The organism is Bacteroides sp. D55t1_190419_B8 (genome assembly GCF_015558905.1).
Taxonomy (GTDB): domain Bacteria; phylum Bacteroidota; class Bacteroidia; order Bacteroidales; family Bacteroidaceae; genus Bacteroides; species Bacteroides vicugnae.
In genome coordinates this window covers 12,669-38,059 of the sequence record NZ_JADMOU010000026.1, presented here as the reverse complement: position 1 = coordinate 38,059, position 25,391 = coordinate 12,669, and the positions used below count along the sequence as shown (strand labels likewise).

Sequence of the window (25,391 nt, the reverse complement as noted above, 5' to 3'; positions counted from 1 at the left end):
TTTATTAAAAAATGCAATTTTAAAAGAATCCTATGATTTCTAAACAAAATAATGTAGCTTTGCAGCCTAAACCATAGACAAATATGATGAGAATTACTACTTTATGTTCAGCGTTTATCCTGTCAATCTTATCGTTATCGCTTTTTGCGCAGGAACCTGTCGAATCCGCTTCACTTCCGACTGACTCTCTGCAGCCTGCTCCTGAAGTGATTAAACCTGCCAAAACGGTTAAATCTTCAACAGTTGTGGCAAAAGCCAGAGTTGTGAAAGCAGATACGCTTTCGGCGGAGCTTCAGAAATATTTGATGCTCAAACTGAATATGTCGGGGCCGACTCCGAAACTGGATACCGTTTCTTATTTATATAATAAGTATGTCGCGCAATTAGATTATTTGAACGACCTGTCTGTGCCGCCACGTTATATTCCGTCTGATCCCGATTATTTTCGTCTGTTCACACCATTGGCATATTATTATGCTCCGATGGCACAATATTCGAAATTGGAATGGAAGCCTATGCAATGGGACACCACTCCTCAACTGACAGCGGAACTTCTGCCTTATGATACCCTGGCATTTACCAAAACCCAGCGTGCCGAGAAAATAGTGAACAGTGCATTGATGGATCTTTATTTGGAACGTCCGAACTTGGTTGTCACTACAGAAGACCGCATCATGAGTCGTGATGTATTCCGTCACGATGTGAAGCCGAAAATATCTCCCAAAGCAAACGTTATTCATCTGTTTCAACCGGAAAATATGGATGATAATGTAGGGAAAGCCAATATGAAGATTAGTCGGCCGAACTGGTGGGTGACCGGAGGTAACGGATCGTTGCAGATCAGTCAGAACCACCTTTCGGATAACTGGTATAAAGGAGGTGAAAGTAACTTCTCCGGATTGGCCACTTTCCAGATTTTTGCCAATTATAATGACAATGAAAAGGTCTTGTTTGAGAACCAGTTGGAAGCTAAAGTGGGTATGACCTCCACTCCGTCAGATGAATATCATAAATACCTTTTTAACACTGACCAATTCCGCATATATAATAAATTAGGTTTGAGAGCTTTCAAGAATTGGTATTATACCATTTCTTCCGAGTTTAAAACACAGTTCTTCAACGGATATAAAGCTAACAGTGAAGAATTGGTTTCGTCTTTCTTGTCTCCGGCAGATTTGGCGGTCAGTGTCGGTATGGATTATAAGTTGAGTAAGAAGAAATTTAATCTTTCCGTGTTTATGGCGCCGTTGACTTACAACTTGCGTTATATTGGTAATTCTGAAGTGGATGAAACTAAGTTTGGCTTAGACAAAGGAAAATGCTCCAAAAATGACTTTGGTTCCCAGTTACAATCAACACTCAATTGGACTATCATTTCTGCGGTGACTTTAGAGTCTCGTCTCAATTGCCTGACCAACTATCATTGGGCACGTGTAGAGTGGGAGAATACGTTCAATTTCGTATTAAACCGTTATCTTTCTACCAAGCTCTATATACATACCCGTTTTGATGACAGCTCCAAACCGACTGAAGGAGATAGTTTCTTCCAGTTGAAAGAATTGCTTAGTTTCGGTATCAATTATAAGTGGTAAATAAATTATAAGGTAAATAAATCAGGCGTGGAATGAATTTTTCACGCCTGATTTATTTTTGAGAAATATGCTTCCTGCAGGGATGATCAAAATAGATGCAGAAAAAAGTTTAATTCAGTCTGTTTGTAAAAAAAGAAAAGTATTTTCTTGTTTATTATTTATAATTTTGTCTATCTTTGTCACCGAATTCAATCCGTTACCTAGGAAGTAACGGAAAAATGAGGGGTAAAAATACATGATCATTAAGAAAAATGACGATCGGAATCTTCTGCCAACAGATGTGATTGGCAGAGGCGTAGCACGCTCAAAACGTTGGTTGGTGGCCATTGTGCGTATCTGTCACGAGAAAAAAACGAGCGAGCGGCTTACGAAAATGGGGATCGAAAATTTCCTTCCAATTCAACAAGAAGTCCATCAATGGAGTGACCGTCGTAAAGTTGTCGATCGGGTGCTACTTCCGATGATGATCTTCGTTCACGTTGATCTGCAAGAACAAAAAGAAGTCTTAACTTTATCAGCTATCAGCCGTTACATGGTATTACGTGGGGAGAGTACTCCGGCTGTTATTCCTGACCAACAAATGTTGCGATTTAAGTTTATGCTCGACTATTCGGATGAAACGATTAGTATGAGTACATCTCCATTGGCTCCGGGAGAAAAAGTACGGGTAATCAAGGGACCATTGGCTGGACTGGAAGGGGAATTAGTAAATGTAAATGGGAAATCGAAAGTTGCTGTTCGATTGACAATGTTGGGGTGTGCATGTGTAGATATACCGGTGGGATGTGTAGAACCGGTATCTGAAAATGGGGATTTACGTGATTGAGTAATCAATCTATTTTATAGGGGTATGGGGATTTTACTGCAAAAATGTAATGAAAGTCTGTAAAATAGCAGGCAGTCTATCTGACATCGGTAACAAAACAGTGGATATATTTATCGATGACCTCTCTCAAAAATAAAAATCCATAAAAGTATTATGAATTATATCTTTTGAAAGATATAGTGTGAAAATGTATGTACGTATCGAAAGATGAAGATATTCTCTGTTGGGCTATCCCAACATGGAAATCGTAGTCATAGCCCTTGTACTGATCGTAATCAATCAGATAAATCAAATTTCGAAATATTATTTTATTCATTTATACTATAATGGAAAAGACATTGAAGGGCATAGTGCAATATGCCCGCAAAAATTATTTCAGTTATTGGGTTATTTTAGGTATTGACACGGCAATTTCTGTATTATGCTCATTGGTTGCTTATGCGGTAATTCATTATATGGCGCGTGTTCCAATGACCGACTGGATGCTTTGTAAGTTTGCTTGCGTTTCTTTGGTGGCAAGTGTTGCAGGCTCTTTATTATTCCATACTTATCGTAATACGATTCGTTTTTCACAGGCACGTGAACTTTGGCGTATCATGTGTGCCGTTTTATTTAAAATTGCCTGTTTGGCCATTATTTCTTTTGGATTTATATATGAGACCCAATTGCCATACAATTATAAAATATCCTATCTTCTATTTGACGGTTTATTGACTTTAGTGATCTTGACGACCTTCCGTGTATCATTGATAATCGTCTATGATTTTTTATTGGATTGGGTGAATAAAAAGAACACACGTATTCTTATTTATGGTACTAATGAAGAGAGTGTAGCCTTGAAGTTACGTCTTAGGGATAGTGCACATTATAAAGTAACCGGTTTTTATGTATATGGTAAAAATAACAGCCGACGCCGATTGGCAGATCTTCCCGTTTATTACTTTGAAAATGAATCGGATGTTGATTATATCATGCGGAAGCGCGGAATTAAGGGGATTCTGTTTGCCCGTTATGAAGATACCCGCCTGGAAGAAAAACGACTTTTGGAATATTGTAAAAACAATGAACTTAAAACATTGATAGCTCCTACTATCAGTGAAGCGGATTCTGACGGAAACTTTCATCAGTGGGTACGTCCCATTAAGATTGAGGATTTGCTGGGCCGTGCCGAAATAAATATCAACCTTCGTCAGGTTGCAGAAGAATTCAGGGGAAAAGTGGTGTTGGTGACTGGTGCGGCAGGGAGTATTGGTAGTGAACTTTGCCGTCAGTTGGTGCAGATGGGAATTCAGAAACTTATCATGTTCGACTCTGCAGAAACACCTTTGCATAATGTCCGTCTTGAGTTTGAGAAAAAATATCCAAATATAGATTTTGTTCCGGTGATTGGTGATGTGCGTGTGAAGGAATGCGTTCGTATGGTATTTGAATTGTATCATCCTCAAATTGTTTTTCATGCTGCTGCTTATAAACATGTGCCTTTGATGGAAGAAAATCCTTGTGAAGCTGTACTTGTCAATGTGACCGGTTCTCGTCAGGTGGCTGATATGGCTGTGGAATATGGTGCTGAAAAGATGATTATGGTGTCTACGGATAAAGCTGTAAATCCTACTAATGTAATGGGCTGTTCCAAGCGTTTAGCTGAAATCTATGTTCAAAGTCTGGGATGTGCTATCCGTGAGGGAAAAGTGAAAGGTCATACAAAATTTATCACCACCCGCTTTGGTAATGTATTGGGTAGTAACGGTTCTGTCATTCCTCGTTTTAAAGAACAAATTGAGAATGGTGGTCCTGTCACTGTTACTCATCCTGATATCATCCGTTTCTTTATGACCATTCCCGAAGCTTGCCGTCTGGTAATGGAGGCCGCCACAATGGGTGAGGGCAATGAGATCTTTGTCTTTGAGATGGGAAAAGCTGTCAAGATTGTTGATCTGGCGACTCGTATGATCGAATTGGCTGGCTATCGTCCGGATGAAGACATAAAAATAGAATTTACGGGCTTACGTCCGGGTGAGAAACTTTATGAAGAGGTGTTGAGCGATAAAGAAAATACAATCCCGACGGAGAATAAGAAAATCATGATAGCCAAAGTTCGTCGGTATGAGTATGCAGATATTCTTGATACTTATGCAGAATTTGAAAAGTTGTCGCGTGCGGTAAAGATCATGGATACCGTGCGGTTGATGAAGAAAATAGTCCCGGAGTTCAAATCAAAGAATTCTCCGCGATTTGAAGTTTTAGATAAAGAATAATAAACTAGAAGATTTTATGAATAAACCATTTTATATGTATATGAATGTACAAGGCATGGGACGCAATGTATTTACCTGCCTGATTACGATATTTTTACTTGCGTCTTGTCAGTCATACAAAAAGGTGCCTTACTTGCAGGATGTGGAAGTTATGGAACAGACAGCTCAACAGGAAAATTTGTATGACGCCAAAATAATGCCTAAAGATCTACTTACTATTGTGGTTTCGTGTACTAGTCCGGAGCTGGCGGTTCCTTTCAATCTGACGGTAGCTAGTCCTGCTAGTGTGGCTACTGGAAATACACAGTTGACAACTCAGTCCGTCCTACAACCTTATTTAGTGGATAATGAAGGAAAGATTAATTTTCCTGTTTTGGGTGAATTGAATGTAGGAGGACTAACGAAGAAAGAGGCTGAACAACTGATAGTGGATAAATTAAAACCTTATATCAAAGAAACTCCGATCGTAACCGTCCGCATGGTAAATTATAAAATTTCTGTACTGGGTGAAGTTGCCCGTCCTGGTACATTTACGATCAGCAATGAAAAAGTGAATCTGCTGGAAGCTCTTGCTATGGCAGGTGATATGACTGTCTGGGGAGTTCGTGATAATGTTAAACTGATTCGTGAGGGTGCTAATGGCAAACAGGAGATTGTGACGTTAGATTTAAACAAAGCGGAGACAATTCTTTCCCCATATTACTGGTTACAACAGAATGACATTGTTTATGTGACTCCTAATAAAGCAAAAGCACGTAACTCCGATATCGGTAACAGTACTAGTTTGTGGTTCTCCGCTACTTCTATTCTGGTATCACTGGCGAGTTTATTAGTAACAATCTTCAAATAGTAGTATCATATGATTGAGGAAAAAAGAGAAAAACGAGGTGAACAATCAGAAGAGCAGGTGAATATTCTGGAGATTCTTTTTCGTTATCTGATTCATTGGCCTTGGTTTGTAGTATCGGTAGTTATTTGTATTGCCTGTGCATGGGGGTACTTGCGACTAGCAACACCAGTTTATAATATTTCTGCCACTGTTTTGATTAAAGATGACAAGAAAGGCAGTGGGGCAAGTATGTCCTCTGAATTGGAAAGAATGGGACTGGATGGTTTTGTTTCTTCGTCAAATAATGTAGATAATGAAATAGAAGTTTTACGTTCTAAGTCGTTAGCAAGAGAGGTGGTCAATCATTTAGGCTTGTTTGTGACTTATAAGGATGAAGATGAGTTTCCCAGTAGGGAACTTTACCGTACTTCGCCTGTAGTGGTGAGCTTGACTCCGCAAGAAGCGGATAAGCTTCCGCATTCGATGAAGGTAAATATGACTTTGCAACCTGCGGGTGCGATGGATGTACAGATTATAATGGGGGAAAAGGAATATCGGAAACAATTTGAGAAGTTACCCGCTGTGTTTCCAACAGATGAAGGTACAGTTGCTTTCTTTGTAAATAATGATACACTATCGTCAGTTCGGCCGGAAAGTGTAACACAAGAACGGCATATTACGGCTTTTATTAACAGTCCTTCTTCTGTAGCGAAAGGATATGCTAATTCTCTGTCAATATCTCCTACATCGAAGATGACTTCTGTTGTGGTTATATCATTGAAAAATTCCAATGCTCGGCGTGGCAAGGATTTTATCAATAAGTTACTTGAAATGTACAATATCAATGCCAATAATGACAAGAATGAGGTAGCCCAAAAAACCGCAGAATTCATCGACGAACGTATCGGCATTATTTCCAAGGAACTTGGAAGTACAGAACAAGACTTGGAGAACTTCAAGCGTAGCGCCGGAATTACAGATTTGAGCAGTGAGGCGCAAATAGCCTTAACCGGTAATGCTGAATATGAAAAGAAGCGTGTGGAAAACCAGACTCAAATCAATTTGGTGATGGATTTGCAACGCTATATGCAAGGTAATGAATATGAGGTCTTGCCAAGTAATATTGGATTACAGGATGCGGCATCAGCTGGTGCAATAGACAGATATAATGAAATGTTGGTTGAAAGAAAGCGTTTGCTCCGTACATCAACCGAGAATAATCCGACGATCATAAATTTGGATACTAGTATCCGTGCGATGCGGAGCAATGTACAGGCTACGCTGGATGCTACATTGAAAGGATTGCAGATAACCAAAGAAGACCTTGCCCGTGAGGCGAACCGCTATTCCCGTCGCATTAATGACGCTCCGACCCAGGAACGTCAGTTCGTAAGTATCGCCCGGCAGCAGGAAATCAAGGCTGGACTATATTTGATGTTATTACAAAAACGTGAGGAGAATGCTATCACTTTGGCAGCTACTGCAAATAATGCCAAGATTATTGATGAAGCGTTAGCAGATAATAATCCGGTTTCTCCTAAAAATATGATGGTCTATCTTGCCGCCTTACTGCTGGGGGTAGGTCTTCCGGTAGGTATCATTTATTTGATTGGATTGACTAAATTCAAGATTGAGGGACGTGTTGATGTTGAAAAGTTAACCTCGCTTCCTGTTATTGGTGATATTCCGTTAGCAGATGAAAAGTCCGGTTCTATAGCTGTATTTGAGAATCAGAATAATCTGATGAGTGAGACTTTCCGAAATGTTCGTACTAATCTTCAGTTTATACTTGAAAATGGCAAGAATGTGATTCTGGTGACTTCTACCATCAGTGGTGAAGGTAAGTCTTTTGTATCATCTAATTTGGCTATTAGTCTTTCTTTGTTAGGTAAAAAGGTTGTGATAGTAGGTCTTGACATTCGCAAACCGGGATTGAATAAAGTATTCAATCTTTCTAGAAAAGAACATGGTATTACTCAATTTTTGACTAATCCAACTGTTAATCTGATGGATTTAGTACAGCCTTCTGATATCAACAAGAATCTGTTTATTCTTCCCGGTGGAGCAGTTCCTCCCAATCCAACGGAACTGTTGGCCCGTGACGGATTGGAGAAGGTTATTGAAACATTGAAGACCAACTTTGATTATGTGATTCTGGACACCGCTCCCGTGGGTATGGTAACCGACACCTTGCTGATAGGTCGTACTGCTGATTTGTCGGTCTATGTATGCCGTGCCGATTATACCCGTAAGGCAGAGTTTACTTTGATTAATGAGCTTTCTGAAAACAATAAATTACCTAATCTCTGTATTGTCATTAACGGTTTGGATCTTCAGAAAAAGAAGTATGGCTATTATTATGGCTATGGTAAATATGGCAAGTATTATGGCTATGGCAAGCGTTATGGTTATAGATACGAAGAAAAACATGGAAATAAAGCGTAACAGGTTTCTGGAATGAATATTAGGTCTGTAATATTAGAAAAACAAATCAAATAAAATATGCGTGATTTCAAAGACATTAAGATCGCAGTAGCCGGTACAGGATATGTTGGACTGAGCATAGCGACACTACTATCACAACATCATCATGTAATGTCGGTGGATGTGATCCCTGAAAAAGTAGAGAAACTAAATCATAGGATTTCTCCTATTCAAGACGATTATATCGAGAAGTATCTAGCTGAAAAGCCTTTGAAACTTGTTGCTACTTTGGACGGGAGGTCAGCCTACGCTGATGCCGACTTTGTGGTAATAGCTGCTCCCACAAACTATGACCCGGTGAAGAATTATTTCGATACGAGCCGCGTGGAGGAGGTTATCGACCTTGTGCTTGAGGTGAATCCGGATGCCGTAATGGTCATCAAGTCAACGATTCCTGTGGGTTATACCCGTAACCTTTATGTAAAGTACGCCCAAAAAGGAGTAAAGAAGTTCAACCTGCTGTTCTCACCGGAGTTCCTTCGTGAAAGCAAGGCTCTTTATGACAACCTTTATCCGAGCCGTATCATCGTAGGTTATCCGAAGATCATCGATCGTCCGGAGTTTGCGGAAGAAAATGAGGCGATCTGTTCCGTTACGGATGTCACTATGTTGGAGGAAGCAGCTAAAATATTTGCCGCCCTTTTGCAGGAAGGGGCTATCAAAGAAAATATTGATACACTCTTCATGGGCATGAAAGAGGCTGAAGCAGTCAAGCTCTTCGCCAACACCTACCTGGCTCTCCGTGTCAGCTATTTCAATGAACTTGACACATACGCTGAAATGAAAGGATTGGACAGTAAAGCCATCATTGAGGGCGTAGGTCTTGACCCACGTATCGGGACACATTATAACAATCCCTCATTTGGTTATGGCGGTTACTGCCTGCCGAAAGATACCAAGCAACTCCTTGCCAACTATCAGGATGTTCCCCAGAATATGATGTCCGCTATCGTGGAGTCAAACAAGACCCGTAAGGACTATATAGCCGACGCGGTACTCCGTATGGCGGGCTATTATACAGGGAACGGACAATGGGATGTATCCAAAGAGCATGCCTGTGTCATCGGTGTATATCGTCTGACCATGAAATCGAACTCTGACAATTTCCGCCAGTCTGCCATTCAAGGTATAATGAAACGTATCAAGGCAAAGGGTGCGGAAGTGATCATCTATGAACCCACGCTTGAGGATGGGACTACATTTTTTGGCAGCAGGGTCGTTAACGATCTTGCCGGATTCAAGGCGCAGAGCAAGGCTATCATAGCCAACCGTTTTGACAACAATTTGGAAGATGTGGCAGACAAGGTTTATACACGTGATATTTTTAGAAGGGACTGACCATGTTGCCATATAATGTAGAGCTGGATGGAAAGACAGTGCTCGTAACAGGTGCTGCCGGTTTTATAGGGAGTAATCTTGTCAGGCGTCTTTTCTATGATTTCCGAAATATCAAGCTAATCGGTATTGATTCCATCACCGATTATTACGATGTCAATATCAAGTACGAACGTCTCAAGGAGATCGAGTTGTTAAACCGTGACTGGACTTTTGTCCGTGCCTCGATTGCCGACAAGGATGTGGTAAAGAAAATTTTCTCTGAAAACAAAATCTCTGTTGTCGTAAATCTTGCCGCCCAGGCGGGTGTCCGTTACAGTATCACCAATCCCGATGCCTATATCCAAAGTAATATTATCGGTTTCTATAATATCCTTGAAGCCTGCCGTCATCATGAGGTGGAGCATTTGGTTTATGCTTCTTCATCATCAGTCTATGGCAGTAACAAGAAAATTCCGTATTCAACTGATGACAAGGTTGACAACCCGGTTAGCCTTTATGCAGCAACAAAGAAGAGTAATGAGTTAATGGCTCACGCATACTCAAAACTCTACAATATTCCATCCACAGGCTTGCGTTTCTTTACGGTTTATGGTCCTGCAGGTCGTCCGGATATGGCGTATTTCGGGTTCACCAATAAACTTCGTGAAGGTAAGACTATTCAGATCTTTAACTACGGTAATTGTAAGCGTGATTTTACCTACATTGATGACATTGTTGAGGGGGTAGTACGCATTATGCAACACGCACCAGAAAAGCAGAATGGTGAGGATGGATTGCCAATTCCTCCATATAAAGTATATAACATTGGCAATAACTCGCCAGAGAATCTGCTCGATTTTGTGACTATCCTTCAAGAGGAACTAATTACCGCTAAAGTTCTCCCTGCCGATTATGATTTTGAGGCTCATAAGGAACTCGTTCCGATGCAACTAGGCGATGTTCCTGTTACATTCGCCGATACCATACCTCTTGAGCAAGATTTTGATTTCAGACCGTCAACACCACTTCGAGATGGTTTGAGAGCGTTCGCAGAGTGGTATGCAAAATGCTATAGTACTAATGATTAAGAATGAAATGCGGGCAACTAGATCGATATAAATCATCGAATCGGTTGCCCGATTGAAATAACAGAAATAGAATATATAACATACGTTTATGGAACTCAGAATAGACTATTCAAACGTCAGTTTCCAGAATAATGGCAAACTAAAACTGCTGATTATTGTCGGTACACGTCCAGAGATTATCCGTCTTGCTGCCGTCATTAACAAGGCACGTCGGTATTTTGACGTTATCCTTGCTCACACTGGTCAGAACTATGATTATAACCTCAATGGCGTGTTCTTCAAGGACCTAAAACTCAAAGATCCTGAAGTTTATATGAATGCCGTAGGCGATGATCTCGGAGCAACTTGTGGAAATATTATTAATGCCAGCTATAAGCTTATGGTAGCTACTAGGCCTGATGCAGTTCTCGTTTTGGGTGATACAAACAGTTGTTTGAGCGTCATCGGAGCAAAGCGACTTCATATCCCTATTTTCCATATGGAGGCAGGTAATCGTTGTAAAGACGAATGCCTCCCAGAAGAGACCAACCGTCGCATAGTAGACATTATCTCAGATGTCAACCTTGCATATTCGGAACACGCACGTCGCTACCTTGCGGAGTGCGGACTTCCACGCGAGCGCACTTATGTCACAGGTTCGCCAATGGCAGAGGTTCTTCATCAGAATTTAGCAGAGATTGAAGCTTCGGATGTTCATCAGCGCCTTGGACTGAAGAAGGGAAAGTACATCCTTCTTTCAGCTCATAGAGAAGAGAATATCGATACCGATAAGAATTTCCTCTCTCTCTTCAATGCTATCAATGCTATGGCTGAGAAATACGACATGCCTATCCTCTACAGCTGCCACCCTCGTTCACGTAACCGTCTCGTAGCTTCTAGCTTCCAACTCGATCCTCGCGTACAGGTACAGCAGCCTCTCGGCTTCCACGACTACAACTGTCTCCAGATGAAGGCTTATGCCGTGGTATCTGACTCCGGTACACTTCCAGAAGAGAGTAGTTTCTTTACTAGCGTAGGTTATCCATTCCCTGCTGTTTGCATTCGTACTTCTACCGAAAGACCAGAATCGCTCGACAAGGCTGGTTTCATCCTTTCTGGAATTGATACTAATGGCCTTCTCCAGTCAGTTGATATTGCAGTTGAACTTGTCAAGAACGGTGATTATGGAACTCCAGTACCAAACTATACTGATGAGAACGTCAGCACCAAGGTAGTTAAGATTATTCAGTCATACGTAGGTGTAGTCAACAAAATGGTTTGGCGTAAATTCTAAATCTCAGATTTATGAAAGTATTAGTAACAGGAGCTAAGGGTTTTGTGGGCAAAAATCTTTGTGCACAACTCAATAACATCAAGACTGGTAAGACAAAGTGTTATGAAGACCTTGCCATTGGTGAGGTTTATGAGTACGACATCGACTCTACTTTTGAGCAACTTGACGCATGGTGTAAAGATTGTGATTTTGTCTTCAATCTTGCTGGTGTCAACCGTCCACAAGACTCAAAGGAGTTTATGGAAGGTAATTTCGGCTTTGCTACCGTCCTCTTGAACACCCTCAAGAAGCATAAGAACAGCTGTCCAGTGATGATTAGTAGCTCTATCCAAGCCACCCTCTCAGGCCGTTTCGGCACCAGCGAGTATGGTAAGAGCAAGAAGGCTGGAGAGGAACTCATGTTCCAGTATGGCGAAGAGACTGGAGCAAAAGTATTGGTTTATCGTTTCCCTAATCTTTATGGCAAGTGGTGTCGACCAAACTACAATAGTGCTATAGCCACGTTCTGTAATAACATAGCTAATGATCTACCAATCATAGTAAATGATCCTAACGTAGAAATGGAGCTCCTCTACATTGATGACTTGGTAGAGGAAATGATCTGTACTTTGAAGGGAGAAGAGCATCATTGCGAGTTTGATGGAGTTAAAGCAGTCTTCACTCGGGAAGGTCGCTATTGCGCAGCACCAATCACTCATCATGTCAAGCTCGGAGAGATTGTCGACCTTCTTCACAAGTTTGCAGAGATGCCTAAAACTCTGATGATTCCTGAGATACCTGCCCACTCATTCGCAAAACGACTCTATAGCACTTTCCTCAGTTATCTCCCAAAGGAAAAGGCAATCTTCGATTTGAAGATGAACGTTGATAACAGAGGTAGTTTCACGGAACTTGTTCATACCTTAAATTGCGGTCAGGTCAGCATCAATATCTCCAAACCAGGAATTACCAAGGGAGAACATTGGCATCATACCAAATGGGAGCAGTTTATCGTAGTTAGTGGTCATGGACTTATTCAGCTTCGTAATGAGAATGATCCAAATGGAGAGATTCTCGAATATGAAGTGTCAGGTGACAAAATCCAGAGCGTCATCATGCTTCCTGGCTATACCCACAACATCATCAACCTCTCTGATACGCAAAACCTTGTTACTGTCATGTATTGTAACGAGATTTTCAATCCAGAGAGACCTGATACATTTTTTGATAAGGTAGTAAAAGAATAACAAATAATAACATCATACAATTATGTCAATTTTTGCAGGTAAAACCCTTATGATTACTGGAGGCACAGGTTCATTTGGTAATGCTGTTTTGAATCGTTTCCTCCAGACCGACATCAAGGAGATTCGCATCTTTTCACGCGATGAGAAGAAGCAGGACGATATGCGTCATGAGTATCAGGCTAAATATCCTGAGTACGCAGGCAAGATTAAGTTTTTCATTGGCGATGTTCGCAACCTTCAGTCTTGTAAGGACGCAATGCCTGGTGTAGACTACATCTTCCATGCAGCCGCCCTCAAGCAGGTTCCTTCTTGTGAGTTCTTCCCAATGGAAGCCGTCAAGACCAATGTCATCGGTACAGATAATGTCCTCACCGCAGCTATCGAAGCAGGTGTGAAGGCCGTCATCTGCCTCTCAACCGACAAGGCTGCATATCCTATTAACGCCATGGGTATCACTAAGGCTATTGAGGAGAAGATTGCAGTCGCAAAGTCACGCTACTCAGGTGAAACAAAAATCTGCTGCACACGCTATGGTAATGTGATGTGCTCTCGCGGTTCTGTTATTCCTCTCTGGATAGACCAAATTCGTAACGGCAACCCAATAACCCTCACCGAGTCCAAAATGACCCGCTTCATTATGTCACTCGAAGAGGCCGTCGATCTCGTTCTCTTCGCCTTCGAACATGGTCAAAATGGTGATATCCTTGTTCAGAAAGCACCAGCCTGCACCATCCAGACCCAGGCCGAAGCCGTATGTGAGCTTTTTGGCGGCAAGAAAGAAGATATCAAGGTCATCGGCATCCGTCATGGAGAGAAGATGTACGAAACTCTCCTCACCAATGAGGAGTGCGCCAAGGCAGAGGATATGGGTGACTTCTATCGCGTGCCAGCTGATAACCGCAGTTTAAATTACGATAAGTATTTCACAGAAGGTGATGAGAAACGCTGTGAGTTAACTGAATTTAATTCAGATAACACCCGCCGCCTGAATCTTGAAGAGACCAAGGTTAAGATTGCAAATCTTGAGTACATCCAGAACGAATTAGCTGGTATTCCTAACTTGGCTAAGAAGCTGTTTTGACATGATTAAACAATAGATATTTATCTGTTAATTAGTCGGCTAATTATAATTCTTACTAATGGAAGATGTCAAGGAGATTTGGCAATGTGGATGAAAGACAGGTTCGGTGGGGAATTTGAAGTTGTTCTCAGTCCCCAAAGAAATTCAATGTCATTCCTAAAGGATAGATTGTGGAAAGAACGTCCTCTTGGTTTGAAAACTATAGGAGACATACCATTGACTACGAGTTTCTGACTGAAACAACAGAAACAGTGGTGGAGATAGCATTTATACAAATTGTCCTTAATCGATTTTTCTAATCATTTCAAAATAAGCTTCTAAGTAAAGGCCGATTCTTTCATCCAGATCATTAAAAAGATTTTTTCTTGATTTCTGAGTGAGGCAAAATCTCCAAACAATCGCCTTCCTCATTTCAGTAGCGATTTTCATTTGAATTTTAATAAGGTTAATCAGCACACAGGTGGAACAAAAGTTCGATATTTCCTACTAGTTCAAAAACAAAGTCAGTTAGCAAGTTAACATTTAAGGCGTGTGGATCTATGGGTTCGATATTACTTCGCACGAAATATGACCCAATTTATAGTGATGTGCGTCTTTTATATCCGATAATTTTAAATGTAATTAATATGAAAGTCGTTCTTCTCGCCGGAGGCTTCGGCTCCCGTATTTCTGAGGAGTCTCAGTTTAAACCAAAGCCAATGATCGAGATTGGTGGTATGCCTATCCTTTGGCACATCATGAAAGAGTATGCCTACTACGGTCATACTGAGTTTATCATCTGCGCTGGTTATAAGCAGGAACACATCAAGGAGTGGTTTGCCAACTACTTCCTTTACAACTCCGATGTTACTTTCGATTACCGCAATGGTAAAAACGAGATGACCGTACACCAGACCAATATGGAGTCTTGGAAGGTAACGGTGGTTGATACAGGCTACAACACCATGACCGGTGGTCGCATCAAGCGTATCCAGGAGTATGTAGGTAATGAGCCTTTCCTCATGACCTATGGAGATGGTGTGTGTGATGTAGAGATTGATAAGCTCATTGAGTTCCACAAAAGCCATGGCAAGCTCGCAACTCTTACTGCTGTTAAGATGGTACAGGATAAGGGCGTGCTGGATATTAGCGAAAACAACTCTGTTCGTTCATTTCGTGAAAAGAATGCGAGCGATGGTGCTCCCATCAATGCGGGCTATATGGTTCTCGAACCACAGGTATTCGACCTTCTTGATGGTGATGCTTGTGTGTTTGAAAAAACTGCTCTTGTTGAATTAGCAAACAAGGGTGAATTGATGTCATATATCCACGAAGGCTTCTGGCAGTGTATGGACAACATCCGTGAGAAGAATATGCTTGAGAACCTTTTAGATCAGGATAAGGCTCCTTGGAAGCGTTGGGATCGTCAGGTTCCTTCTATTGAAGCACGTAAAGTAACCGGCAATATTTAGTCTATGGTAATGGCAAAGCAGAGAGAATCGAACATAGAGTTACTGCGACTGGTTGTGATGGCATTTATTGTACTCCATCACTTCATATTTCACGGTTTAGGACAGTACAGATTCTTGTCATTCGGTAAAACTCCGTTATTGTCTTCTTCACAGATTGACTATGCTTTGATAGTTGACAGTTTCTTGATTGCAGCTGTAGATGTATTTATATTGATCTCAGGCTATTTCTCTATTAAGTTCAAAGCTAGCGGATTTGTTAAGCTATTCTCTGTTGTCTCATTTTTTGCAATGATGGGATTTTGTAACTACTTGTATACTAATGGTTTACAGGGGGGGGTGATTGGCTCGATTGGCAGAATAGCTCAGAGAGGTATTTTTGTAATATCCAATAAAACCTATTGGTTTATACAGTATTACTTCATACTGATGTTCTTGAGTAGCCCAATTAATAAGTATGTCGAGGTTGCAACAAAAAAATCATTGTTGACAACAATTCTTATATTATTGTTTGTCAATGTCTATTTGGGATGGATGCAAGATGTAACATTTGTAACTGATGGTTATAATCTTACCAATTTTATAATGCTCTATTTGATTGGTCGCTACTTGAAGATATATTATCACAAACACATCGCTAGAAAATACGATTTGCTTTTGTTTGCAGGATCATCCACCATTACGGCAATTCTTGCAGTTGTCCTTCACCGCAGTGGAATAGATACCTATCGTGTGTTTTGCTACAATAGTCCATTTGTGTTGATAAGTGCGATATCGTTGTTTATGTTGTTTACAAAGATTCAATACAGAAGTAATGTAATAAACTATTTGGCTGCATCTTGCTTGTCTATATACTTGATGCAAGAGGGCGGTATTCATTGCTATGGTCAAGTTCGAGAGTTATATTTGCAACATGGATTTACATTCAACTTTTGGATTGGGATATCTCTACTCTTTGTTCTTTCTATGTCTATACCACTGGCAGTAGATAAGTTGCGTCTGTTGATATTTAGTCACGTAGAAAATAAGGTTTCACAACTATTGGATAAACACATATTCAAGAGATTTTTCGAATGAGAAAACTGCCGGTTGTATCTGTTATTGCAAATATACTGCTTGTTGGCTATATATTGATTAATTTGGCTACTACTAACTCAAACAATTATCAATGGAAGGCAGAAGAGTGTTTGAAAGGATGGACAAATAGTTTGTGTTCATTAAGAGACACTGTCGATATCGTATTCTTGGGGAATTCGATTACCTATGGAGGTCTTTTCGAAGCGGAATTTTCCGATAAGCGAATCTGTAATTTGGGCTATCCAAGTGATGATTTATGTGGAATGACAGAACGCATCAATCAGGTTATGGCACTACATCCTGCCAAGGTGTTTCTTATGGGAGGAATTAATGGTTTGACTAACCAAGATCTTAATGATTTCGAAAACGAATACGAAACCTTGGTAAAATCACTGAAGGATTCAATGCCGTTAACTGTCATCTATTTACAATCCATCCTTCCTGTCAACAAGGCAATCAAAAATATCAATGTTCCTAGCTGCCAAAAGATAATCGAAGCGAACGGCATCATAGAACAAATTGGTAGAAAATATGAGTGCAGATACATTAATCTACACTCACTTTATGCAGAGGATAATATTCTTCCTAACAGATATACTGCCGATGGGGTTCACTTACTTCCTGATGCATATAAAATATGGTTTCAAGTAATAAAAGATTACGTATATGAATAAATCTTTGAAAGAAAGGGCTACCATCATCCAGCGTCGGTTGATAGCAGATGATAGAGGTTGGTTTCTGAAAGCAATTACAGGAACAGAGGAGGGCATACCTACTCATACTGGTGAAGTTTATCTCACCATGGGCAAACTTGGGCAGGCTAAGGGTGGGCATTATCATCCTGAGGCTGTAGAGTGGTTCACCATCATTGAGGGAAGTGCTATTCTCAAACTGGAGGACATGGAGACTCATGAGCGTCTCGATATTGAAATGTCTTTGGTAAAGGCTATCACGGTATTTATTCCTAATAATGTAGCTCACGTTGTGGTGAACAATGGTGATAAGGACTTTATCCTTTTGGCTTATACGGATAAACTGTATGATCCAAAGGATACAATTACATACGAGATAAAAGGTTAAAGATTTAATAATTTGAAAGTTAAAGAAATGAACATTGATATATATAATGGTTTCTTCAAAGGCAAGAAAGTGCTCGTAACGGGTCACACAGGTTTCAAGGGCTCTTGGCTTTGCATTTGGCTCCACGAACTTGGAGCTGAAGTAGTAGGTGTAAGTCTTGACCCATATTCAGAGCGCGATAACTTTGTGCTCTCTGGCATTGGCAACAAGATTAAAGCAGACATTCGTGCCGACATTCGCGATGGCGAGAAGATGAAGCAGATCTTTACTGAATATCAGCCTGAAATAGTCTTTCATCTTGCTGCACAACCTCTCGTTTGTCTCTCATATGAGATTCCTGTGGAGACTTACGAAGTGAACGTGATGGGCACTATTCACATCATGGAGGCTATTCGTGCCATCAAGAGCATAAAAGTGGGCGTGATGATTACAACTGATAAATGTTACGACAATTGCGAGCAGCTCGAAGGTTATGTTGAGACCGATCCATTCGGAGGTTACGACCCATACTCTTCTTCAAAGGGCGCTTGTGAGGTAGCCATCCAGTCATGGAGACGCTCCTTCTTCAATCCTGCTGACTATGGAAAGAAGCATACCGTATCGCTCGCCAGCGTACGTGCAGGTAACGTGATCGGTGGTGGTGATTGGGCAAAAGACCGCATTATTCCAGACTGCATTCGTGCCCTCGAAACGACCAAGGTTATAGACATCCGTTCTCCTAAGGCAGTTCGTCCTTGGGAGCATGTCCTTGAACCACTCTCAGGCTACATGCTTCTCGCTCAGAAGATGTGGAACGATCCAACCGGTTATTGCGAAGGCTGGAACTTCGGCCCTGAGGCAGAAAGTGTCCTGACCGTTTGGGAGGTAGCAACCGCCATCATCGAGAACTTCGGCTTTGGTGAGCTGAAGGACGTAAGCGATCCTAATGCCCTCCATGAGGCAAACCTCTTGATGCTCAACATCAACAAGGCAAAGACCCGTCTCGGCTGGAAGCCTCGTTTGAATGCCAAAGAGTGTGCAGTCCTCACTTCCGACTGGTACAAGCGCTATAAGACAGAAAATGTATATGACCTCTGTGTGGAGGAGATCAATAAGTTTATAGGATGAAGATTTCGATATTAGGAACAAATGGCTTCCTCTCAACAGCCATTGCTAAATATGCCAACGAAGCCGGATGGGCTTTGGATATGTACGGACTTGATGAACCTGTTGGTCACAAGTATGACAATTTCTATAAAGTGAACCTCATGGATGCAGAGCTCGATTGTTCTGGTCTCATGGATTCTGATATAATCATTTATGCCATTGGTGCAGGTATTCAGGCAAACCTCAAGGAAGGCTTCAACCTCATTTATAACCTCAATGTAACTGCTCCTGTCACTATCTGCAACAAGTTGAAAGAACTCAACTACCAAGGTCGATTTGTTACCTTCGGTAGCGTATTCGAAATGGGAGAAACTAAAGAAGAGCGCTTCTTCACAGAGGAAGACGTTCTTACCTCAATGTGTACTGCTCCTAACGACTATACCGTCAGCAAACGCATGTTGAGTAAGTTCGTTGCTTCTTATAAGCACGACTTCACTCACTGGCATTTCTATATTCCTACAATCTATGGAGCAGGTGAAAATCCAAAGCGTCTCATCCCATACGTTATCAATGCAATTCGTAATGGCGAAGAACTCCACTTTACTGCAGGTGATCAGACCCGTCAGTACATCCATGTGAATGAAGTTCCTCGTATGCTCGCATTGGCATTCGAGAAGAACCTTCCTTCCGGTCTCTATAACATCCAGGGCAAGGAAACCGTAACCGTCAAAGAGATTGTTACCGAGATTCATCATGCTATGGGGAAGGAAGTACCAAAAGGCTGCTTCGGAAGTGTCCAGCGTGCCGATGTGGGTATGAAGTATTTGGCACTTGATGGTAAGAAACTCCATGAGGCTACAGGCTTTGAAGATACAATCAATATTGTTGACATAATTGAAACTTACTAATCCGATTGTTCATGTATCAAAACATAACATTCAATTCATATCTATATAAACTATTTATTGTAGCTGCTTTGTTTGTGGTATTGCCTATTGCACTTAGCCCATTTGCAACAGCAACGGTAAGTAGTTATTTAGCATCATGCATTTGTTTCTTTATTCTAACGATAGTATGTGTCAAATTAATACTTAAAGGCTCGTTCTATATTAGGTATTATGTATTTGCATTCATTGCCCAAATAATTATTGGATTAATGCACTATTTGTACTTTGTGGATCCTCATTATTTTGTAGGAACAGGACAGCCATCTAGCGCATTTTGGCATGAATATTTGACAACATTTGACGCTATAGAACGTTTACAAGAAGCAAGAAGATCAAGTGGCATTTTTTACTGGATGGATGCTTATGAATTTCAAAATTCTCATCCTGAGATTTACCATTTTATAAGCTATCCTTTCTTTTTCCTACAGAATAAATGGATGAATTATTCGCCATTAAATGTATTTTCTTCGCTCTTTACTTCTGTAAATATCTATTTTTTGTGTTGTAGGTCTAGTAGCGTGAATGAAGAATCTAAGAAACTTGTATTAGGTTGGACATCGTTTTTCCCTTCATTCCTTCTAAATGATATGATATGGCGCGATCCTTTTGGAATCTGCCTTATTTCCATAGGTGTTGTCCTTATTTCATTGAGCAATTCAGCTATTGAAAAGTTCTTTTCTTTCATTGTAACTGCAATAGTCTCTTTTTATCAAAGAACGATGTATATCTTAATTGCAGGTATATCATCCTTTTGGGGCTATTTTAATAGGACGAAAAATATTGGATTAAAGCTCTTCTATGTCTTTTTAGGTATAATAGCATTTGTTTATTTAAAGAATATTACAGATTCTGCCAATACTGAGGATTATAATGCTGGTTATGTAAATGCTATGTCTTATTTAGCACTTCCAATAAAAATAATATTTGGAATGATTGGTCCATTTCCCTGGGTTCAATTTTTCAAATCAGTAGAAGTCAATGTTGCATATTCTTGGCAGTTACAGGATTTTTTGATGGGTACTTTCCAGTTTGGATACCTTATTGCACTATTCCACAACTGGAAATCTGTCTCTTTTAAAAATTTGGATACTATGACCATTTTGGGTTTTGGAATTATGCTAAGCGGTTTTTTGTCAAAACAGATGCATATTGGTTATATATCAGAAGGTCTGATATTTACACTGCCTTGGTTTTTTTACCAGGTGCGCGTTGGTTATGCGCGTTACTTTAAGTTATCATTAAGTATTCTAGTTTTCTTAAATATATTAATTCTAATGATCGGAAATGTAGGTTTTAGTAATTTATGGAAATAGTGTATGAGTATTTATAAAGCTTCTATATATAATTACTTCTTTAACTCCATTAATGCAATTATCGTAATTATCAACGGCGTTGTGATGGTCCCGGTATATTTTCACTATATGTCGGTATCTACATATGGAGCATGGCTTGCAACAGGTAATATGGTAGCAATGTTGGGATTGCTTGAGAGTGGATTCTCTAGTGTGATTACGCAGAAGATGGCAGCAGCTATAGGTTCAGGTGACAAAGAGAGATATGGAAAACTTGCTGGTGCCAATATAGTGACAGCAATATTAATAGCTTTTGGAATCCTTTTTCTTGGTTTATGTATTGCCCCTTTCATAACGAATTGGATTAACGTTGAAGAAGCTGTTTCTTCTGAAATTCGTTTGTCTTATATCATAGCATTGTTTGCTTCTTCTGTCGCTATTTGTGTGTCCTTATTCGGGGCTTTTCCGCAGGTATGGCAAGACACTAAGGCGGTAGGTATGATCAATACATGTACTGGACTATTGGCTATTGCATCCTTAATTGCTTTCCTTCTCCTCGGTTTAGGAGTTGTCGCTATCGCAATGAGCTATTTGGTTAGAGCCTTACTCAATCTCACTTGCCAAGGATGGTGGATTATACATAAACAGAATCGAGATTCTATTCAAAAACCAATTTATTCGATATCGGAGAGTAAGTCTTTAGCAAAGGATTGTATTTATCCTTTTTTTTCTAAGTTATCCAGTGTTTTAATGGGTAATTCTCAAAGCTTCATTATTGCCCACTTCATGAATCCGGCTTTGGCTGCAGTATACGATCTCACGTCAAAAGTTTGTTATGTGGCATGTGGATTTGTTTCCCAGACTAACGGTTCATTCTTTGCCCTTTTCTCTCTAACATTGTCTTCTGGCGATAAAGGGAAAATAAATAATGTATTTCGAAATATAACACAATTCTTTGCTATTACGCTTGCTGTCGTTGGCCTATATTCCATTTGTTTTACGGAATCAGTCGTTAACTATTGGGTTGGTCTTGATAAATATGGGGGAACTTGGTTGCTTATTGTGATTGTTGTAGCTAAGATTCTATTTCAGTTCCGAGCATATTGTAACAATATTCTTTACACAGGGGGTATGATTAACAAGTCGGCAAAGTTGGATATTTTATGTGCAATAGCTTATATTGGGATTCTTTTGACCATCATTAAAGCTACCCAGATTTACGCTATACCACTTGCAACACTTGCTGTGAGCCTTTTATTCATAGTTTGGTATTTAAAATTGATGCGCAAGTATCTATCTCTGGAAATCAAAATGCTTGTAATGGAGTTTTTGAAATCGATGGTTGTCATTGTTCCATTTATAATACTTCATTATGTTTTGAGTCCTGACTACCACAATATATATATGTATGTCGGATATTTTGTCGTATTCTCAATGGTTTATTTTACAGCACTTTATCTCACAAACAGGTCTTTCTTTGGTTCATTTGTATCAAAATTCAGAAAAAGATAACATGTTAAATAAACGAGTTCTACTTATTCCAGATGCCTATCTTGGCGACTTCTCGGGAGCTTACGTTAGTCAGATAGCCAAGAAACTTCTCCTTGAACTTGGGTGTACAGTCGCAGTCTATTCTGACGAAGTGACTGAGGATAAAGTGGAAGAAGATGGTACAAAGTTATATTATCGCTATCCATGCAATTTCACTGCCAATTGGTTTCAAGGCAAACATAAGAAACAGTACACGCATGTACTAGACGATTTCAATCCAGATACAATCTTTACACTGGGATCAGTGACCAACAAGAGTATAATCTATTGGTCAATGGCTCGTAAAAGGGGAATAAAAGTCATCTCCAAAATCTTCATGCAAGATTTCTTCTGCTATAATTATTATGCTAATGATGAGAGGGGCCTTTGCACTAAGTGCCTTGACCTTGGTTTTAAAGAAGCTCTATTCCGTAACTGTGTACGATCAAATGATAAAGGGCTGAAAGGGTTCATAAAGAAGCTCAATTCCACAATCAATCGCTATCGACTTCAGAGAGAATTAACTAAGGCTGATGCTGTCATCACATCTTCTCAGCAACAGGTTGGTTTCTACGTTAGATATGGTATCCATCGCGATCATTGCTATACTACCCCTCTTTACTTCAATGGCGACAAGCTTAAGAAATATAATCCCACTATGGGAGACTATTTTGTGTTTGTAGCTCAAAACCGAATAGATAAGGGTATTCATCTGTTGAAGGATGTGCTGGAGCATTGTAATTCGAACGTAAAGGTGGTCGCTGCATACGCATCTCAAAAGAGTATTGATTTTGCTTTGAATAATTATGGATTACAGACATACGTTGACGAAGGTATTCTCGAAATGCGCAATGAATGTACGTGGAAGACGAACCTTGGAGAAGTTATTGCAGCCAGTCGTGGTGTAATCAATCCATCCATTTGGCCATCTACAACAGAGTTCGTACTTCTCGAGGTTTTAGGCCTTAAGAAACCAGTATTCACATATAAAGTTGGTATTCATCCTGAGATTATTAAATCTGGTTATAATGGATTTGTAGCTGATACATCTGTTGCTATGGCTGCTCAAATAAATGAACTTGCTAATAATAAATATTTATATAAGGACGTCTCTGATGGAGCCTATAAACTCTATCAACAGATGACTGATTGGGAAGGTTGGAAAAACACACTTAAAGAAATATTGGGAAAATGAAGCAAACTATAATACTATCTGGCGGTTTAGGCAATCAAATGTTTCAATATGCATTTTTTTTGAGTATGAAAGCAAAAGGGAAGAGTTGTTCTTTAGATACGACTCTTTTTCAAACTAACAAAATGCATAACGGATTTGAACTGAAGTCTGTATTCGATATTCCGGACTCCCCAAATCAGACATCAGCGTTGCATAGTCTATTGATCAAGATGCTAAGAAGGTATAAACCAAAGAGTATTCTTACAATAGACGAACCATATACCTTTTGTCCAGATGCATTAGAAAGTAAAAAATCATTTCTTATGGGCGATTGGTTATCGCCTAAATACTTCGAGTCCATAAAGGATGTCGTTGTTAATGCATATAGATTTCACAATATTGGTAATAAAAATGTTGATACAGCTAACGAAATGCATGGGAACAATTCTGTTAGTATACATATCCGCAGAGGTGATTACTTGAAACTTCCATATTACTGTGTTTGTAATGAGAATTATTATCGCCAAGCTATAGAACAAATAAAAGATAGAGTAGATAATCCTATTTTCTATGTATTTTCTAACGAACCATCTTGGTGCGATTCGTTTATGAAGGAATTTAGAGTTAATTTCAAGATTGTCAACTGGAACCAAGGCAAAGATAGCTATCAAGATATGTACCTCATGACCCAATGCAAGCATAATATCATTGCCAATAGTACTTTTTCTTGGTGGGGAGCATGGCTTAACAATAATACTGATAAGATCATTGTGGCACCAAGCAAATGGTTCAAAAATAGTGAGCATAATATTAACTGTAAAGAATGGCTTTTAATAGATACTTCAAAATAATATGGCAAATTATGTAATTCAGCATCTTACATCTAAAGATGCACTTCCATGGCTTTTGTATTATATCGTTGACTATACACCTCTTCGTCGATGGCTTTCGGATAAAGTCTATCTGAAGATTCAGTATCGATGTCTTTGTGGGAAACCTCTTAACCTGAAGAATCCACAGTCCTTTAACGAGAAGCTTCAATGGCTGAAGATTTACAACCGCAATCCCGAGTACTCAAAGATGGTTGATAAATACGAGGCGAAGAAATATGTGGCTTCCATCATAGGAGAGAAATATATAATTCCGACACTTGGAGTTTGGGATTCCGTAGATGACATTGATTGGGACTCTCTACCTAACCAGTTCGTATTGAAATGTACTCATGATAGTGGTGGTTTGGTTGTATGTCGTGATAAAAGCAAACTCGACAAAAAGGCTGCAATAAAAAAACTCAAAGCATCTTTTAAGGTCGAATTCTATTATTCAACTCGAGAGTGGCCATACAAGAATGTTAAACCTCGTGTAATTGCAGAAAAGTATATGGAAGATAATTCTGGTGAGCTCACAGATTACAAGTATTTCTGTTTCAATGGCGAGCCTAAAGCCATCTTTATTGCGTCAGATAGACTTGATCCAACTGTAGATACGAAGTTTGACTTCTTCGATATGGATTTCAATCATCTTGACTTTCGGAAAGGTCATCCAAACGCTACAAAGCCTGTTTTGAAGCCTGCTGGTTTTGAGCACATGAAGGAGTTGGCTAGAAAGCTGTCAAAGGATATTCCTCATGTTCGAGTTGACTTTTATGACATTGATGGTCAGGTATTTTTTGGAGAGCTAACATTCTATAGTGGAGGGGGGATGTCTCCATTTGATCCTGAAGAGTGGGATTACAAATTTGGTCAGTGGTTGACCTTGCCAAATAAAGAATAATAAATAATATTAA

The 25,391-nt window shown here is 39.9% G+C and carries 21 protein-coding genes; all 21 read left to right on the top strand.

The window, feature by feature from the left end; genetic code table 11:
• Window positions 1-83 precede the first annotated feature (83 nt).
• Window positions 84-1,592, top strand: a complete 1,509-nt coding sequence (locus I2I13_RS18705; protein WP_195402100.1) for a DUF3078 domain-containing protein — start codon at window positions 84-86, stop codon at window positions 1,590-1,592.
• Between the two features lie 235 nt (window positions 1,593-1,827).
• Window positions 1,828-2,418: a UpxY family transcription antiterminator gene (locus tag I2I13_RS18700; RefSeq protein ID WP_195402101.1), complete on the top strand. Its 591-nt coding sequence runs from the start codon at window positions 1,828-1,830 to the stop codon at window positions 2,416-2,418.
• 326 nt (window positions 2,419-2,744) lie between these two features.
• Window positions 2,745-4,673 carry a nucleoside-diphosphate sugar epimerase/dehydratase gene (locus I2I13_RS18695; protein ID WP_195650204.1) on the top strand — a complete coding sequence of 643 codons (1,929 nt, stop codon included), beginning with the start codon at window positions 2,745-2,747 and terminating at the stop codon, window positions 4,671-4,673.
• A 16-nt stretch (window positions 4,674-4,689) separates the two neighbouring features.
• Window positions 4,690-5,523: a polysaccharide biosynthesis/export family protein gene (locus I2I13_RS18690; protein ID WP_195650203.1), complete on the top strand. Its 834-nt coding sequence runs from the start codon at window positions 4,690-4,692 to the stop codon at window positions 5,521-5,523.
• Between the two features lie 9 nt (window positions 5,524-5,532).
• Window positions 5,533-7,947, top strand: a complete 2,415-nt coding sequence (locus tag I2I13_RS18685; protein WP_195650202.1) for a polysaccharide biosynthesis tyrosine autokinase — start codon at window positions 5,533-5,535, stop codon at window positions 7,945-7,947.
• Window positions 7,948-8,004: 57 nt separating this feature from the next.
• Window positions 8,005-9,324, top strand: a complete 1,320-nt coding sequence (locus I2I13_RS18680) for a nucleotide sugar dehydrogenase (RefSeq protein WP_195650201.1) — start codon at window positions 8,005-8,007, stop codon at window positions 9,322-9,324.
• 2 nt (window positions 9,325-9,326) lie between these two features.
• Window positions 9,327-10,391 (top strand): NAD-dependent epimerase/dehydratase family protein, encoded by a 1,065-nt coding sequence (locus I2I13_RS18675; RefSeq protein WP_115484269.1) that lies wholly within the window; start codon window positions 9,327-9,329, stop codon window positions 10,389-10,391.
• Between the two features lie 88 nt (window positions 10,392-10,479).
• Entirely contained in the window at window positions 10,480-11,664 is a 1,185-nt protein-coding gene (locus I2I13_RS18670; RefSeq protein ID WP_115484268.1) for a UDP-N-acetyl glucosamine 2-epimerase, read from the top strand.
• Window positions 11,665-11,675: 11 nt separating this feature from the next.
• Window positions 11,676-12,890 (top strand): NAD-dependent epimerase/dehydratase family protein, encoded by a 1,215-nt coding sequence (locus I2I13_RS18665; protein ID WP_195650200.1) that lies wholly within the window; start codon window positions 11,676-11,678, stop codon window positions 12,888-12,890.
• A 22-nt stretch (window positions 12,891-12,912) separates the two neighbouring features.
• Window positions 12,913-13,971, top strand: a complete 1,059-nt coding sequence (locus tag I2I13_RS18660) for a polysaccharide biosynthesis protein (protein WP_004317919.1) — start codon at window positions 12,913-12,915, stop codon at window positions 13,969-13,971.
• Between the two features lie 626 nt (window positions 13,972-14,597).
• Complete coding sequence (rfbF, locus tag I2I13_RS18655) at window positions 14,598-15,422, top strand: glucose-1-phosphate cytidylyltransferase (RefSeq protein ID WP_044917497.1); 825 nt, start codon at window positions 14,598-14,600, stop codon at window positions 15,420-15,422.
• A gap of 9 nt (window positions 15,423-15,431) precedes the next feature.
• Window positions 15,432-16,496, top strand: a complete 1,065-nt coding sequence (locus tag I2I13_RS18650; RefSeq protein WP_195650199.1) for an acyltransferase family protein — start codon at window positions 15,432-15,434, stop codon at window positions 16,494-16,496.
• Complete coding sequence (locus I2I13_RS18645) at window positions 16,493-17,170, top strand: GDSL-type esterase/lipase family protein (protein WP_195650198.1); 678 nt, start codon at window positions 16,493-16,495, stop codon at window positions 17,168-17,170. The genes I2I13_RS18650 and I2I13_RS18645 overlap by 4 nt, the downstream gene beginning before the upstream one ends.
• On the top strand, window positions 17,163-17,576 hold the full coding sequence (locus I2I13_RS18640; protein WP_115484262.1) for a WxcM-like domain-containing protein: 414 nt from the start codon (window positions 17,163-17,165) through the stop codon (window positions 17,574-17,576). Before I2I13_RS18645 ends, I2I13_RS18640 begins: the two co-directional genes overlap by 8 nt.
• Before the next feature lie 27 nt (window positions 17,577-17,603).
• A complete protein-coding gene (gene rfbG / locus I2I13_RS18635; protein ID WP_004317924.1) occupies window positions 17,604-18,683 on the top strand; it encodes a CDP-glucose 4,6-dehydratase in 1,080 nt (359 codons plus the stop codon).
• The gene (locus tag I2I13_RS18630; RefSeq protein WP_004317925.1) at window positions 18,680-19,570 is read left to right on the top strand and encodes an NAD(P)-dependent oxidoreductase; all 891 of its coding nucleotides are present in this window, start codon (window positions 18,680-18,682) and stop codon (window positions 19,568-19,570) included. Before rfbG ends, I2I13_RS18630 begins: the two co-directional genes overlap by 4 nt.
• 248 nt (window positions 19,571-19,818) lie before the next feature.
• Window positions 19,819-20,922, top strand: coding sequence for a hypothetical protein (locus I2I13_RS18625; RefSeq protein WP_229095110.1), 1,104 nt, complete (start codon window positions 19,819-19,821; stop codon window positions 20,920-20,922).
• 3 nt (window positions 20,923-20,925) lie between these two features.
• On the top strand, window positions 20,926-22,413 hold the full coding sequence (locus I2I13_RS18620; RefSeq protein WP_195650197.1) for a lipopolysaccharide biosynthesis protein: 1,488 nt from the start codon (window positions 20,926-20,928) through the stop codon (window positions 22,411-22,413).
• Window position 22,414: 1 nt separating this feature from the next.
• On the top strand, window positions 22,415-23,626 hold the full coding sequence (locus I2I13_RS18615) for a glycosyltransferase (RefSeq protein WP_004317928.1): 1,212 nt from the start codon (window positions 22,415-22,417) through the stop codon (window positions 23,624-23,626).
• A complete protein-coding gene (locus I2I13_RS18610) occupies window positions 23,623-24,456 on the top strand; it encodes an alpha-1,2-fucosyltransferase (RefSeq protein ID WP_195650196.1) in 834 nt (277 codons plus the stop codon). The genes I2I13_RS18615 and I2I13_RS18610 overlap by 4 nt, the downstream gene beginning before the upstream one ends.
• Before the next feature lies 1 nt (window position 24,457).
• Complete coding sequence (locus tag I2I13_RS18605) at window positions 24,458-25,378, top strand: ATP-grasp fold amidoligase family protein (protein WP_195650195.1); 921 nt, start codon at window positions 24,458-24,460, stop codon at window positions 25,376-25,378.
• Window positions 25,379-25,391: the final 13 nt, after the last annotated feature.